Genomic DNA, 13,831 nt, shown 5'->3' with positions numbered 1-13,831 from the left:
TCTATGGAGCTGGCCTGCGGCGCTTTTTACCCTGCGTACCGCCAAAGTTGCCTAGGCGTAGCAAATCCAGGGCGCTGCCCTGGGAAGGCGTAATGTTCAAGGTTAAATAAGTGCGGTCTATGGTTTTCCTATCAACCATCTATTTGTGAGATATCCGACGAGTTCTTACAGTGTGTCTTTACCACTCGGAGAACAGCGATGAAGATTGCGATTGTTGGTGCGGGAGCCATGGGCGGTCTGTTTGGCGCCCGTCTGGCATTGGCAGGGCAAGATGTTTCGTTTGTCGAAGCCTCCGACCACGCCATCGAGATCATCAGCCGGCAGGGTCTGCGCCTGGAAACCCCCGATGTGCAGGCAACCGTGCAGGTCCCGATTGGACGGGCAGCGCAATTTTCTGGCCACGTTGATTTGCTGGTGATCTTCACCAAAGGTTTTCACACCGCAGCGGCGATCGACTCAGTGCGTCATCTGGTCGGGTCCGACACCTGGGCGCTGTCGTTACAGAATGGCCTGGGCAACGCCGAACTGATTGCCGAGGTGGTGCCTGCTGAACGCGTGATCGTCGGCATGACCAACTTTCCTGCCGACCTAGTGGCGCCAGGCGTGGTGCATAGCCATGGCGAAGGCCACGTCAACCTCTGGTCCTATAGCGGCGAAGACAGTCCGGTGGTTCAAGAGGTTGCCGCTGTATTCAGCCAGGCTGGATTGGCCTGTGAGGCCGATCCGCAGGTACAGGTAGCGATCTGGGAAAAGGTTGCCTTCAACGCAGCACTCAACTCGGTGTGTGCCGTTACTCGACAGACGGTCGGTGCGGTTGGCAGCTCCGAGCAGGGGCGCCAGGTATTGGACAGCATCCTTGCGGAAACAGTGGCCGTTGCCCAGGCGAATGGCATCGCGGTAGATGGCGCGCGAGTCAACGCTGCCGTCGACTACGCCTTGCGCAATCACCAGCAGCACAAGCCGTCGATGCTGCAGGACCTGGAAGCCGGGCGAAAAACCGAGATTGATTTCATCAATGGAGCAGTCGTCGCGCAGGGCAAGCGCTTGGGCGTGGCGACGCCAGTGCTGCAGGCGCTGTACAACCTGGTCAAGGTCAGCGAGGGCTAAACCTCGCTGCGTTGCAGGCGGAACTCCTTGGGCGTCAGCCCGGTGGCCCGCTTGAAGTAGCGCGAGAAATAAGCCTGCTCGGCAAAGCCCAGGCTGTCGGCTACCTGTCCGATGGTCATGGAGGTGTAGACCAGGTTGCGCTTGGCCTCGAGGATCACCCGTTGGTTGACCAGTTGCAGCGCAGACTGCCCGGCAAGCTGCCGGCACAGCGCATTGAGGTGGGCAGTGCTGACGCCGATCTGCTGGGCGTAGTGCTCGATCTGTTGGTGTTCCCGGAAGTGCTTTTCAATCAGCTGCGCGAGGTGATCGAGGTGCTGCATGCCGCGCTCTCGGGGTTTGGCGATGTGCTGTGCACGTTCGCGAGAACGCCGCGAGATCCATACCAGCAGGGCGCACAGCAGCGACTGCAACATCAGGTCGCGCTCCGGCCGGCGGGAGGCGTATTCCTCGGTCAGCTGGGCGAGCAACTGTTCAAGGTAATCACGGTCATCGCCGGCCCAGTAGCAGTGTGCTTCAGCCATCGGCTTGCCTTCAAGCAACGGCGCAAAGCGGTCGAGTACCGGCTTGGCCAGGCTTATCACGTAGCCCTGAATGTCCTCGGAGAAGCGAAAACCATGAATGCTCATCACCGGAACAATCTGCAGGGCACCGCCGCTCACTTGTTGCTCGACACCTTCGACCAAGACCCGGGCCTGTCCGGCCTGTACGTAGAGCAACTGAGCAAGGTCACCGTGGCGGTGGGTCTTAATTTCCCAATCATGCAAACGGCTGCGCTCAGGTATCGACTCGCAGTGGATCAGGTCCGGCGTCGGCCAGGACGTCTCGCCGTAGAGCTTGAACACCGGGATGCCATTCACAGTCGCCATACGGATACCTGCCGATCCTCGAAAAGTCCTAAAAATAAAGCAGAAATTGCCTTTTTATAGAACCTTTATCTGCGAAAAATACAGAACGACAAATCGTAACCCAGAGCCGCCAGGCTCATGAGGATAAAAACAATGAAGACTCAAATTGCCATCATCGGGGCAGGTCCGTCTGGATTGCTGCTCGGCCAATTGCTGCACAATGCCGGTATCGACAACGTCATCATCGAGCGCCAGAGCCCTGATTATGTCCTTGGCCGGATCCGGGCTGGCGTGCTTGAGCAAGGCATGGTCGATCTGCTGCGCGAGGCGGGTGTCGGTGCACGGATGGATCAGGAAGGACTGGTGCATGATGGTTTCGAGCTTGCCTTCAATGGTCGTGTGGAGCACATCAACCTGCGCGAAATGACTGGCGGCAAGACCGTGATGATCTACGGCCAGACCGAGGTTACCCGTGACTTGATGCAGGCGCGTCGGCAAAGCGGTGCGCCGACCTACTATGACGCCAGCGATGTGCAACTGCACGAGTTGAAGGGCGAAAAGCCTTACGTCACGTTCATCCAGGACGGTAACCAGGTACGCATCGACTGCGACCTTATCGCCGGCTGCGATGGCTATCATGGCGTTTCCCGCAAATCGATACCGGATGGTGTGCTCAAGGAATTCGAGCGGGTTTATCCGTTCGGCTGGCTGGGTGTACTGGCCGATACGCCGCCGGTCAACGAAGAATTGATCTACGCCAGCCATGAGCGAGGCTTTGCCCTGTGCAGCATGCGCTCGCCTACGCGCACTCGTTACTACGTGCAGGTCGCCAGCGATGAAAAGGTCGAAGACTGGTCGGATCAGCGCTTCTGGGACGAACTCAAGAGCCGTTTGCCCGAAGCCGTTGCCGCCAAGCTGATCACCGGCCCCTCCATCGAGAAAAGCATCGCGCCGCTGCGCAGCTTCGTGGTCGAGCCAATGCAGTATGGCCACCTGTTCCTGGTCGGGGATGCCGCCCACATCGTCCCGCCTACCGGCGCCAAAGGCTTGAACCTGGCCGCCAGCGATGTCAGCACTCTTTACCGGATCCTGCTCAAGTACTACCGCGACGGCCGTCAGGACCTGCTCGAGCGTTACTCGGAGATCTGCCTGCGCCGAGTCTGGAAGGCCGAACGCTTCTCTTGGTGGATGACCTCGGTGTTGCATCAATTCCCCGGCACCGACCCCTTCAGCCAACGCATGCAGCAGACCGAGCTGGAATACTTCGTGAGCTCCGAAGCCGGGCGCAAAACGATTGCAGAAAACTATGTTGGCTTGCCGTACGAGCCAGTGGCGTGAACCCCCTGCGCTGTGATCAACGACTCATCGAACGATGAGCGCTACTCCAATAAAGAGGTAACTCATGACTCACCTTGCCACGCAATTCCCAGTCTTCTCCCAACAGTTCATTGCAGGTCAATGGCGCGACGGCCGTGACGGCAGTGTGCTGCAGGTGACCAACCCGTTCGATGGCAGCGAGTTGGCGCAAATTGTCCAGGCTGATCGCGACGACCTTGATGAAGCCTATCGCAAGGCCGCGCAAGCGCAGGTGCAGTGGGCCGCCACCGGCCCTGCCGAGCGGGCAGCGGTGATGCATCGCGTGGTGCAGTTATTCGACGAGCACCGCGAAGCGATCATCGACTGGATCATTCGCGAGTCGGGCAGTACCCGCATCAAAGCGCAAATCGAATGGGGCGCGGCGCGCAGCATTACCCTGGAGTCGGCCTCGTTCCCGGCCCGGGTTCACGGCCGCCTGTTGCCGTCCAATGTGCCTGGCAAGGAAAACCGCGTATACCGTGAGGCGCTCGGGGTTGTTGGCGTGATCAGCCCATGGAACTTCCCTCTGCACTTGTCGCAGCGCTCCGTTGCGCCTGCCTTGGCCTTGGGTAACGCTGTAGTGATCAAGCCTGCCAGCGACACGCCGGTCACCGGCGGTCTGCTCCTGGCCAGTCTGTACGAGGCAGCCGGGCTGCCGGCGGGGCTGATCAGCGTCGTGGTCGGCGCCGGGGCGAAAATCGGCAATGCGTTCGTCGAGCATGAGGTGCCCAAGTTCATCTCCTTCACAGGCTCGACCCCAGTCGGGCTGAACATCGGCCGCCTGGCATCGGGCGGGCAGCACCTCAAGCATGTGGCGCTAGAACTGGGTGGCAACAGCCCCTTCGTGGTCCTGGCCGATGCTGACCTCGAACAAGCGGTAGGCGCGGCGGTGATGGGCAAGTTCCTTCATCAGGGTCAGATCTGCATGGCGATCAACCGGATCATCGTTGAAGACGCGATCTACGATGAATTTGTCGCGGGTTATGCCAAGAAAGTAAAAGCGTTGAAAGTCGGCAACCCACACGAGGCTGACACAGTGATCGGGCCGATTATCAATGCCAAGCAATTGCAAGGTCTGGTGGAAAAGATTGCGCGAGCCAAGCAGGAGGGTGCCCGGACCGTAGTCGAAGGCGAGGTACAAGGGCAATTGCTGGCGCCGCATGTGTTTGCGGATGTCACCAAGGATATGGAGATCGCCCGCGAGGAGATCTTTGGCCCTCTGGTTGGAATTCAGCGCGCACGTGATGAAGCCCACGCCCTCGAGCTGGCCAACGACAGCGAATTTGGCCTGTCCAGCGCTGTGTTCAGTGGCGATCTGGAACGTGCTGTGCGCTTCGCCCGCAAGGTCAAGGCCGGGATGACTCACGTCAACGATATCCCGGTGAATGACGAGGCGCATGCACCATTTGGTGGCGAAAAGAACTCTGGGCTTGGTCGTTTCAATGGCGACTGGGCCATCGAGGAGTTCACTACCGATCATTGGATCAGCGTGCAAGCCAGCCCGCGACGCTATCCATTCTGAGGCCAACGGGAGAACGATCATGCTGAACGGTAAAGTGCTGGTCATCACAGGTGTGTCCTCAGGCATCGGTGAAGAAACCGCCCGGCTTGCGCGCGCCCAGGGTGCCCACGTGATCGGCGTTGACATCAACCGCCCCACAGTCGAGGTCGACCGCTTCATCCAGGCCGACTTGTCGTCCCAGGCCTCGATCGACTCATTGCTCGGGCAGCTGCCCGATGGCATTGACGGCCTGGCCAATATCGCTGGCTTGGCACCGACGCAAAATGCCGAGCTGGTGCTCAAGGTCAATCTGGTCGGTCTCAAGTACCTTACGCTAGGGATGTTGCCGCGCCTCGCCGACAACGCCTCCATCGTCAACTTGGCCTCGCTCGCGGGTGTGGGCTGGCCACAGTCAATCGCTGCGATCAAAGACAGTGAACATCTGAGTTTCTCTGGCGCAGCGGCGTTCTGTGCTCGCCATGAGATCGTCGGCGCGCGCAGCTATTTTTTCTCCAAGGAAGCGCTGATCGCCTGGACCTTGCAGCATCGCTGGACCTGGCGCGATCGCGGCATTCGCATGAATGCCGTCAGCCCAGGCCCGGTAGACACACCGATCCTCAAGGACTTCATCGAAACCCTCGGTGCCCGTGCCGAAGAAGACATGAAAACCATGGATCGACCCGGCCACGCTTCCGATATTGCGCCGGTAGTGGCCTTTCTGCTCAGCGACGGATCACGCTGGATGCGCGGTACCAATGTGGCGGTCGATGGCGGTATGCATTCGCATATTCTGGCCAGCAGTAACGGCTTATAGACTACTTAGTGTAGGTATCCCGACGAAGCCCTACGTTTAGGGCTCCGTTGAGTTTTCCTGAAAGCAGCGTCGTATATGGCTGCGACAGATTTAATTCTCTAGCGCATCTGTTCACGTAGGCATTTTTGCTACCGCGACAGTTTTGCGTTTCCTCCAAACGAAGCTGCAAGCCACAAAAATCTTGGCCCCGTTGCGACAGTTTTAAGTCTCTAAATCCATTTGAGCCCCGTCGCGACACAAGGCCACTCTTACAGGAGAACGCAATTCCCTGTAGGAGCGGCCTTGTGTCGCGATGGGCTGCAAAGCAGCCCCGGCGATCTAGCATCAGATCTGCATCGCCATCCCGTCCACATTCATCGCTGCCTGGCGCAAGGCCTCGGAGCGGGTCGGGTGGGGGTGGCAGGTGAGGGCGATGTCTTCCGCCGAGGCCGAGAACTCCATGGCCACGCAGAACTCACCGATCATCTCGCTGACACTTGGGCCTACCAGGTGCACACCCAGCACTTCATCGGTTTCGGCATCGGCGATGACCTTGGCGAAGCCTTCGGTCTCATGGTTGATCTTGGCGCGGCTGTTGGCCGTGAAGGGGAACTTGCCCACTTTATAGGCACGCCCTTCGGCCTTGAGCTGTTCTTCGGTCTTGCCCACGGTGGCCAGCTCCGGGCGGGTGTAGATCACGCCAGGGATAAGGTTGTAGTTGACCTCGTGGGGCTTGCCGGCGATGCGTTCGATGCAGGCCACCGCTTCGTCTTCGGCCTTGTGCGCCAGCATCGGGCCGGAGGTGACGTCGCCAATCACCCAGATACCCGGCACGCTAGTGCGGTGGTGGTCGTTGCTGAGCATGCCGCGCTTGTCGGTCTCCAGGCCCACGCTTTCCAGGTTCAGCCCTTTGGTATAGGGGCGGCGACCAATGGCGACCAGTACGTAGTCGGCCTGCAGCGTTTCTGCGCTGCCGCCGGCGGCGGGCTCCAGGGTCAGGCTCACGCCATCGGCGCTGACGCTGGCCTGGGTCACCTTGCTGCCCAGCTTGAACACCATGCCTTGCTTGGCCAAGGCCTTCTGCAGGGTCTTGGCGGTTTCTTCGTCCGTGCCCGGGCAGATGCGGTCGAGGTATTCGATGACCGTAACCTGGCTGCCCAAGCGGCGCCATACCGAACCCAGCTCCAGGCCGATCACGCCGGCACCGATGACGACCAGGTGCTTGGGCACCTGTGGCAGCGACAGCGCGCCGGTCGAGTCGATGATGCGCTGGTTGTCTATGGTCACGCCCGGCAGAGGGGTAGGCTCGGAACCGGTGGCAATGACGATGTCCTTGGCCTGCAGCGCGGTTTCGCTGCCGTCCTCAGCCTTGACAACGACCTTGCCGACACCCTCCAGGCGGCCCCAACCCTTGATCCAGTCGACCTTGTTCTTGCGGAATAGATACTCGATGCCCTTGGTCAGGCCGGTCACGCTCTCGTCCTTCTGTTTCATCATCTGGGCGAGGTTGAGGCTAGGTTTGACTTCGATACCGAGGTGGGCGAACTCGTCACCACTGGCCGCTTCGTACAGCTCGGAAGCATGCAGTAGCGCCTTGGAAGGCATGCAGCCCACGTTCAGGCAAGTGCCGCCCAGGGTCGAGCGGCCTTCCACGCAGGCTACGCTCAGCCCCAGCTGGCCGGCACGGATGGCTGCGTTGTAGCCGCCAGGGCCACCGCCGATGATCACCACGTCATAGGATTTCATGGGTTCAACTCCAGGATGAAGAAGCGCGAGAGGGGCACAAGGTTAAGCTGAGAAGCAAAAATTGTATACAATCTGCTGTGTGGATAAGATCAGTTGGTTCTAGACCATGGTCTCGTTTAGAGGAAACATCCCACGAATGAACTACTCTAATCCGGCGACGTTCGAAATATCAGGCGTCGTGGCCAAATACGGACAGGAGGGTCGTTCATGCTTGCGCAACTTCCACCGGCACTGCAGAGCCTGCATCTGCCGCTGCGGCTGAAACTGTGGGACGGTAACCAGTTCGATCTGGGGCCTAGCCCGCAGGTCACCATCCTGGTCAAGGAACCACAGCTGATCAGCCAGTTGAGCCACCCGAGCATGGACCAGCTGGGCACGGCGTTCGTCGAAGGCAAGCTGGAGCTGGAAGGCGATATCGGTGAAGCCATCCGGGTATGCGATGAGCTGAGCGAAGCGCTACTGACCGATGAGAATGACACCCCACCGCAGCGGCTGGCCCATGACAAGAGCACCGACGCCGAAGCCATTTCCTATCATTACGATGTATCCAACGCGTTCTACCAGCTATGGCTGGATCAGGACATGGCCTATTCGTGCGCCTACTTCCGCGAGCCGGACAACACGCTGGATCAGGCCCAGCAGGACAAGTTCGATCATCTGTGCCGCAAGCTCCGCCTGGACGCCGGTGACTACTTGCTCGACGTTGGCTGCGGCTGGGGTGGGCTGGCGCGTTTCGCTGCTCGCGAATATGGCGCCAAGGTGTTTGGTATCACTCTGAGCAAAGAGCAGCTAAAGCTTGGCCGCGAGCGGGTGAAGGCTGAGGGGCTGGCCGACAGGGTCGACCTGAAGATTCTCGACTACCGCGACCTGCCTCAGGATGGCCGTTTCGACAAGGTTGTCAGCGTTGGCATGTTCGAACATGTCGGGCATGCCAACCTGGCGCTGTACTGCCGGAAGCTGTTCGGTGCCGTGAGGGAAGGTGGCCTGGTGATGAACCACGGCATCACCGCCAAGCATGTCGATGGCCGCCCGGTCGGACGTGGCGCTGGCGAGTTCATCGACCGCTACGTGTTCCCCCATGGCGAGTTACCGCACCTTTCGATGATCAGCGCCAGCATCTGTGAAGCGGGGCTGGAAGTGGTAGATGTGGAAAGCCTGCGTTTGCACTATGCGAAGACCTTGCACCACTGGAGCGAGAACCTGGAGAACCAGTTGCACAAGGCGGCGGATCTGGTGCCCGAGAAGACCTTGCGCATCTGGCGCCTGTACCTCGCCGGGTGTGCCTATGCCTTCCAGAAGGGATGGATCAACCTGCACCAGATACTCGCCGTGAAGCCTTACGCCGATGGGCATCATGACCTGCCTTGGACGCGTGAAGACCTGTATCGCTAATAACGCAACCGCTGTGGGAGATTCTGTCTGGCGCAGTTTCTGTGGGAGCGGGCGAGCCCGCGAACACCGGCAAAGCCGGTGCCATCTACTGCGCCGCCTGTTTCGCGGGCACGCCCGCTCCCACAGTGACCGCATTCAGCTTTACAGGATCGGCGAAATCAGCCGCGCAATCCGCATCCCCAGTTGCTGCAGCCGATGGGTATCGCGGCTGTCCTCAGCAGTAATTTCTCGCGCCTGTTCAAAGTCATTGATCAGCATGCTCTCGACCTGATCGGCGAAGCTGCGGTCTACCGTCAGCAGGGTGATTTCGAAGTTCAGACGGAACGAGCGGTTGTCCAGGTTGGCACTGCCGATCGCGCTGATTTCGTCATCCACCAGCACCACCTTCTGATGCAGGAAGCCCGGTTGGTAGCGGAACATGCGTACACCTGCACGGACTGCTTCGAAGGCGAACAGGCTGGAGGCGGCATAGACGATGCGATGGTCTGGGCGTGACGGGATCAGCACGCGCACATCGACCCCGCGCAGCACCGCCAGACGCAACGCGGCGAACACCGCCTCGTCGGGGATGAAATACGGGCTGGTGATCCAGATGCGCCGGGTGGCTGAATGGATCGCCTCAAGGAAGAACAATGAGCAAGTTTCCTGTGGGTCGGCCGGGCCGCTGGCCAAGGCTTGGCACAGCACGCCATTATCCGGGTATGCGTCTGGCAGGATCAGCGGCGGTAGCTGGCGCGTGGCCCAGTACCAGTCCTCGGCGAACGACTCTTGCAGGCAGGCCAGCACCGGCCCGCTGATTTGCACATGGGTGTCGCGCCAAGGTGAGAGCTGCGGGTGGTCACCGAGGTATTCATCGCCCACATTGTGCCCACCGATGAAACCGAGCAGGCCGTCCACTACCACGATCTTGCGATGGTTGCGGAAGTTCACCTGGAAGCGATTGAACCAGCCACGACGGGTAGCGAAGGCATGGATCTGTACACCACCGTCTCGCAGGCGCTGGCTGTAGTTGGCCGGCAAGGCATGGCTGCCGACGCGGTCGTACAGCACGAATACCTGCACCCCCTCGGCGGCCTTGCGCAGCAGCAGTTGCTGCAGCGCCTTGCCGAGGCAGTCGTCATGGATGATGAAGAACTGCACCAGCACCACGTCGCGAGCTTTTTCGATGGCAGCGAAGATGGCATCGAATGTCGCCTTTCCATCGATCAGTAGCTTCACCTGGTTGTTGGCCAGGCAGGGCATGCGCCCGAGCTTGGGCATGGCGCGCAAGGCCGCATAGCTTTCCGATTCGCGAGCAGTAAGGGCTTCCTCTACCCAAGGCCGCCAGTTAAGGCTGGCCATGGCCACGTGCATTTCCTGGTTGGCCTGGCGCCGGGCCTTGATGTAGGCATAGAACGAGCGCGCACCGAAGACCAGGTAAGGGATCAGGGTGAGGTAAGGGATGAAGAACAACGGCATGGCCCAGGCGATTGCGCCTTGGGCAGTGCGCACGGTGAACAGTGCGTGCAGTGCGGCGACGATACCCAGCAGATGAACCAGGCCGAGTAGATAACCGAAGAAGTAGGGGCTGTGGTAGTCCATATGCATCCTGCTGGCCAAGTACACTTGAGTAACAGAACACGTTCCCGGTCCGCCTTGCAACCTGCAGGTGGATTTGGCGTCTAAGGCTCAGCCCGGCCCGCTTGGCCGGCTTTTTTCCAGGAGCGTTCGTCCATGAAGATTCGTCTGCCACTGTTGGCGTTGGCCCTAGGTGTGAGCAGCCCGCTGGTGCATGCTCAGATGTTGCAGCCTGGCTTGTGGGAGCTGACCACCAGCAACATGCAGGTCGATGGCAAGCCGTTACCCGACATGGAGTTCATGCTCGGCCAGTTGAAAAACCTGCCGCCGGAGCAGCGCGCGATGATGGAAGGGGTGCTGGCCAAACAAGGGGTTACTGTTGGTGGTAAGGGGGTGCGTTCGTGCCTGACGCCAGAGCAGGTGGCAACCAACGATATCCCGCTACAGGACCCGAAGTCAGGTTGTACCCAGAAGATCACCGACCGCACCGGAAATGTGTGGAAGTTCCAATTCAGCTGCCCCAAAGCACAGGGCAGTGGCCAAGCGACTTTCCTCAGTGACCGGGAATTCACCACACAGGTCAATGGCACGTTCAACGCCTCGGGTATTCAGCAACAGGGCAGCATGAACACCCGTGCCGTGTGGTTGGGTAATGACTGCGGGTCGGTCAAGCCGCGCAGCTGACATCCCATTGCCACTGGCTGGTCGCGACAGCGTCGTGGGCGTGCAGGCTTTCTGCATGCTCCACGCGCAGCTTGAAGGCCGTGCTCCATTCTATTTGCCGCAGTGCCCTATGCAGGCGTCGAGCGGCGTCTTCGCAAAACATCAAATTCTGGCCGTTGGCCAAGGCAAAGGCCTGTTCATCTGCGCGCTTTACCGCGGTCTGTACCGCTGTCCCCAGGCTGGCTTCCATGCGGTCGATCAGCTCGGTGATTGGCAGTACCTGCTGATTGCTGTGCAGCCTCACCCGGATTTGCGCGCTACTACGTTGGCTATGGGGCGTCGCTACGATGCCTTCGGCGCTGCCAAGCCACCGCAGCACTGCAGACTTATCAACCTGCTCAGCGCTGAAATGCGACTGGAACTGCTGTTGAATCAGCTGCCGTGAAAGTGCAGCCGAGCATGGGCAGGTCGAGGAGTAAGGTATGGAAACGGATAGTTCCACGTGGAACATTTCATTTTCGATCTTTGCATCGACTGTGACGGCATAGCTTTTCCAACCTTCCAGCGGGCTGATCAAGGCGGGCCTTTTCAGCAGATGATCGAAGCGCAGACGCACATAGGCTGCGGAAGAAAGACCATCATGGCTGTTGAGGAAATCAGCCAGCAACTGGCGGAGGGCAAGCGGCGTCAGGGGCTGGTGTTGCAACGACTCCAAGGCGAGATAAAGCCTCGACATGTGGATACCGCGTGAATTGCCATCTACCAGGTTAACGCCGGCATCGACATTGGCGGCCGCTGTGCGCCCTTCAAACTGCACCGGTTGGGCGATTCCGCACATACCTACCCAGTTCAAGGGCAACGGGTATTCCTGGCGTTGTGCGGCGATGTCGGGGAGCTTGAGCTGGGTCATTTGGCATTCCAAACAGAAGGGGAGCACGCGTCCGTCGATAACGGCTTGGCGAAATTGTATTGTTACTTTATAACATTGTGCAATGCATCGATTCGAATGCGCTCGCCTGAAGAGGTTTCGCCATGTCCAACCGTCTCCCTGTCACCGTGCTGTCCGGCTTCCTTGGCGCCGGCAAGAGCACCTTGCTCAACCATGTGCTGCGTAACCGCGACAATCTGCGGGTCGCGGTCATCGTCAACGACATGAGTGAAATCAACATCGACGCCAGTGAAGTGCAGCGCAACGTCAGCCTCAACCGCGCCGAGGAGAAGTTGGTGGAGATGAGCAATGGCTGCATATGCTGCACGCTGCGTGAAGACCTGCTCGAGGAAGTGGCACGGCTGGCCGAAGAAGGTCGGTTCGACTACTTGCTCATCGAATCCACTGGGATCTCGGAACCGCTACCGGTAGCCGAGACCTTTACCTTCCGCGACGAACAGGGCCGTAGCCTCTCTGACATGGCGCGGCTGGACACCATGGTCACCGTGGTCGATGGCCTGAACTTCATGCGTGATTACCAAGCGGCCGACAGCCTGGCCAGCCGTGGCGAAACCTTGGGTGAAGAGGACGAGCGCTCGATCAGTGACTTGCTGATCGAACAGGTCGAGTTCGCCGATGTGCTGTTGCTGAGCAAGATCGATCTGATCAGTCAGCACGAGCGCGAGGAGCTCATGGCCATTCTGCGCAGCCTCAATGCCCGGGCGCAGATCGTGCCCATGGTCATGGGCCAGGTACCACTGGAACGCATCCTCGATACCGGCCTTTTCGACTTCGACCAGGCTGCCCAGGCCCCTGGCTGGCTGCAGGAGTTGCGTGGCGAGCACGTGCCGGAAACCGAGGAGTACGGCATTGCCGCCACCACCTGGCAGGCCCGGCGACCATTTCATCCACAGCGCTTTTTCGACTTTATCCACACGCCTTGGAGCAATGGGCGACTGCTGCGTTCGAAAGGCTTTTTCTGGTTGGCCAGCAAGTACCAGGAAGCCGGGAGTTGGTCGCAGGCAGGCGGTATGATGCGTCACGGCCTTGCGGGCCGCTGGTGGCGGTTCGTGCCACGCGAGCAGTGGCCACAGGATGTGGATAACACTGCCGCGATCTTGAAGAACTGGGTTGCCGAGTGTGGTGACTGCCGCCAGGAACTGGTGTTCATAGGGCAGAATATCGACTTCGGAAAATTATCCACAGCACTCGACGCATGCCTGCTGACCGACCAGGAAATGGATTTGGGGCACATGGGCTGGTTGCGCCTGCCCGACCCATTCGGTCCATGGAGTGAGGAGGCCGCAGCATGAACCCGGCACGCAAGCCTGTGGATATTTTCCAGGTGTTTGGCGAAACACCGCAGGTGCTGACCGATGTGCTGCAGGAGGGCGTGAACCTGGCGGTATGGCACCGACGTTTGCCGCCGCAACTGGAGGATTTTGCCGCGCTGGTTGTCAGCCTTGGCCAGCCCTTGGCAGATCAGCGCGTCATCGATGTGGACGAACAGCACATGCCGGTATTGACCGAACTGTTGCCCGAAGCGGCGGACTTGCATGGCTATGAGGCATTCGTGGCGGATGTGGCCTGGCTGGTAGCGGCTTATACCTGCCTGGTGGGTGCGCAGCGGGTCGGTTTGCGCCTGCGGGTACTGACAGGCCCCATGTGTCCGCGTTTTCATGTGGATAACGTTCCGCTGCGGCTGCTCACCACCTACGCTGGCCCAGGTAGCGAGTGGCTGAAGGAGGACGCGAGCCCTCGTGGTCACTTACACACAGCGATACCATCTGTGGATAACATCCAGCACCTGCAAGCTGGCGATGTGGCAGTGCTCAAAGGTGAGAGGTGGCAGGGCAACGAAGGCGCGGGCCTGGTGCATCGCTCCCCCTCGGAGAAGCGGGGGCGCCTGCTGCTCAGCCTTGACTGGCTGGCTTGACGGCGCA

The 13,831-nt window shown here is 59.8% G+C and carries 12 protein-coding genes; 8 read left to right on the top strand and 4 right to left on the bottom strand.

The window, feature by feature from the left end; all coding sequences use genetic code 11:
• Positions 1-198 precede the first annotated feature (198 nt).
• On the top strand, positions 199-1,107 hold the full coding sequence (locus tag QIY50_10465; GenBank protein ID WGV22547.1) for a 2-dehydropantoate 2-reductase: 909 nt from the start codon (positions 199-201) through the stop codon (positions 1,105-1,107).
• Here QIY50_10465 and QIY50_10460 read toward each other — a convergent pair.
• On the bottom strand, positions 1,104-1,973 hold the full coding sequence (locus QIY50_10460; GenBank protein WGV22546.1) for a helix-turn-helix domain-containing protein: 870 nt from the start codon (positions 1,971-1,973) through the stop codon (positions 1,104-1,106). The two genes, QIY50_10465 and QIY50_10460, sit on opposite strands and share 4 nt — an antisense overlap.
• Positions 1,974-2,105: 132 nt before the next feature.
• Here QIY50_10460 and pobA point away from each other — a divergent pair, with 132 nt between their 5' ends.
• From pobA to QIY50_10445, 3 genes are all read left to right on the top strand, one after another.
• The gene (gene pobA / locus QIY50_10455; protein ID WGV22545.1) at positions 2,106-3,290 is read left to right on the top strand and encodes a 4-hydroxybenzoate 3-monooxygenase; all 1,185 of its coding nucleotides are present in this window, start codon (positions 2,106-2,108) and stop codon (positions 3,288-3,290) included.
• Positions 3,291-3,354: 64 nt separating this feature from the next.
• Positions 3,355-4,830, top strand: coding sequence for an aldehyde dehydrogenase family protein (locus QIY50_10450; GenBank protein WGV22544.1), 1,476 nt, complete (start codon positions 3,355-3,357; stop codon positions 4,828-4,830).
• A 19-nt stretch (positions 4,831-4,849) separates the two neighbouring features.
• On the top strand, positions 4,850-5,623 hold the full coding sequence (locus tag QIY50_10445) for a coniferyl-alcohol dehydrogenase (protein ID WGV22543.1): 774 nt from the start codon (positions 4,850-4,852) through the stop codon (positions 5,621-5,623).
• A gap of 324 nt (positions 5,624-5,947) precedes the next feature.
• Here QIY50_10445 and lpdA read toward each other — a convergent pair whose 3' ends face one another.
• A complete protein-coding gene (lpdA, locus tag QIY50_10440; protein ID WGV22542.1) occupies positions 5,948-7,348 on the bottom strand; it encodes a dihydrolipoyl dehydrogenase in 1,401 nt (466 codons plus the stop codon).
• Between the two features lie 207 nt (positions 7,349-7,555).
• Here lpdA and cfaB point away from each other — a divergent pair, with 207 nt between their 5' ends.
• Entirely contained in the window at positions 7,556-8,740 is a 1,185-nt protein-coding gene (gene cfaB / locus QIY50_10435; GenBank protein WGV22541.1) for a C17 cyclopropane fatty acid synthase CfaB, read from the top strand.
• A gap of 141 nt (positions 8,741-8,881) precedes the next feature.
• On the opposite strand, the gene cls is transcribed toward cfaB, so the two are convergent.
• Positions 8,882-10,321, bottom strand: a complete 1,440-nt coding sequence (gene cls, locus QIY50_10430) for a cardiolipin synthase (protein WGV22540.1) — start codon at positions 10,319-10,321, stop codon at positions 8,882-8,884.
• 132 nt (positions 10,322-10,453) lie between these two features.
• Here cls and QIY50_10425 point away from each other — a divergent pair, with 132 nt between their 5' ends.
• A complete protein-coding gene (locus tag QIY50_10425) occupies positions 10,454-10,981 on the top strand; it encodes a DUF3617 domain-containing protein (GenBank protein ID WGV22539.1) in 528 nt (175 codons plus the stop codon).
• Here QIY50_10425 and folE2 read toward each other — a convergent pair.
• Positions 10,965-11,870: a GTP cyclohydrolase FolE2 gene (gene folE2 / locus QIY50_10420; protein ID WGV22538.1), complete on the bottom strand. Its 906-nt coding sequence runs from the start codon at positions 11,868-11,870 to the stop codon at positions 10,965-10,967. The genes QIY50_10425 and folE2 overlap by 17 nt on opposite strands.
• Before the next feature lie 122 nt (positions 11,871-11,992).
• Here folE2 and zigA point away from each other — a divergent pair, with 122 nt between their 5' ends.
• Together zigA and QIY50_10410 are read left to right on the top strand one after the other, a co-directional pair.
• Positions 11,993-13,201, top strand: coding sequence for a zinc metallochaperone GTPase ZigA (gene zigA / locus QIY50_10415; GenBank protein ID WGV22537.1), 1,209 nt, complete (start codon positions 11,993-11,995; stop codon positions 13,199-13,201).
• Complete coding sequence (locus QIY50_10410; protein ID WGV22536.1) at positions 13,198-13,824, top strand: DUF1826 domain-containing protein; 627 nt, start codon at positions 13,198-13,200, stop codon at positions 13,822-13,824. Before zigA ends, QIY50_10410 begins: the two co-directional genes overlap by 4 nt.
• Positions 13,825-13,831 lie beyond the last annotated feature (7 nt).

Source organism: Pseudomonas putida (genome assembly GCA_029953615.1).
In the GTDB taxonomy this organism is placed as follows: Bacteria; Pseudomonadota; Gammaproteobacteria; order Pseudomonadales; family Pseudomonadaceae; genus Aquipseudomonas.
This window is presented reverse-complemented; position numbering and strand designations above follow the sequence as displayed.

Excerpts from the sequence above, each read along its gene's own strand:
- QIY50_10465 (WGV22547.1), top strand. The coding sequence starts at position 199 with ATGAAGATTGCGATTGTTGGTGCGGGAGCCATGGGCGGTCTGTTTGGC.
- QIY50_10460 (WGV22546.1), bottom strand. The coding sequence starts at position 1,973 with ATGGCGACTGTGAATGGCATCCCGGTGTTCAAGCTCTACGGCGAGACG.
- pobA (WGV22545.1), top strand. The coding sequence starts at position 2,106 with ATGAAGACTCAAATTGCCATCATCGGGGCAGGTCCGTCTGGATTGCTG.
- QIY50_10450 (WGV22544.1), top strand. The coding sequence starts at position 3,355 with ATGACTCACCTTGCCACGCAATTCCCAGTCTTCTCCCAACAGTTCATT.
- QIY50_10445 (WGV22543.1), top strand. The coding sequence starts at position 4,850 with ATGCTGAACGGTAAAGTGCTGGTCATCACAGGTGTGTCCTCAGGCATC.
- lpdA (WGV22542.1), bottom strand. The coding sequence starts at position 7,348 with ATGAAATCCTATGACGTGGTGATCATCGGCGGTGGCCCTGGCGGCTAC.
- cfaB (WGV22541.1), top strand. The coding sequence starts at position 7,556 with ATGCTTGCGCAACTTCCACCGGCACTGCAGAGCCTGCATCTGCCGCTG.
- cls (WGV22540.1), bottom strand. The coding sequence starts at position 10,321 with ATGGACTACCACAGCCCCTACTTCTTCGGTTATCTACTCGGCCTGGTT.
- QIY50_10425 (WGV22539.1), top strand. The coding sequence starts at position 10,454 with ATGAAGATTCGTCTGCCACTGTTGGCGTTGGCCCTAGGTGTGAGCAGC.
- folE2 (WGV22538.1), bottom strand. The coding sequence starts at position 11,870 with ATGACCCAGCTCAAGCTCCCCGACATCGCCGCACAACGCCAGGAATAC.
- zigA (WGV22537.1), top strand. The coding sequence starts at position 11,993 with ATGTCCAACCGTCTCCCTGTCACCGTGCTGTCCGGCTTCCTTGGCGCC.
- QIY50_10410 (WGV22536.1), top strand. The coding sequence starts at position 13,198 with ATGAACCCGGCACGCAAGCCTGTGGATATTTTCCAGGTGTTTGGCGAA.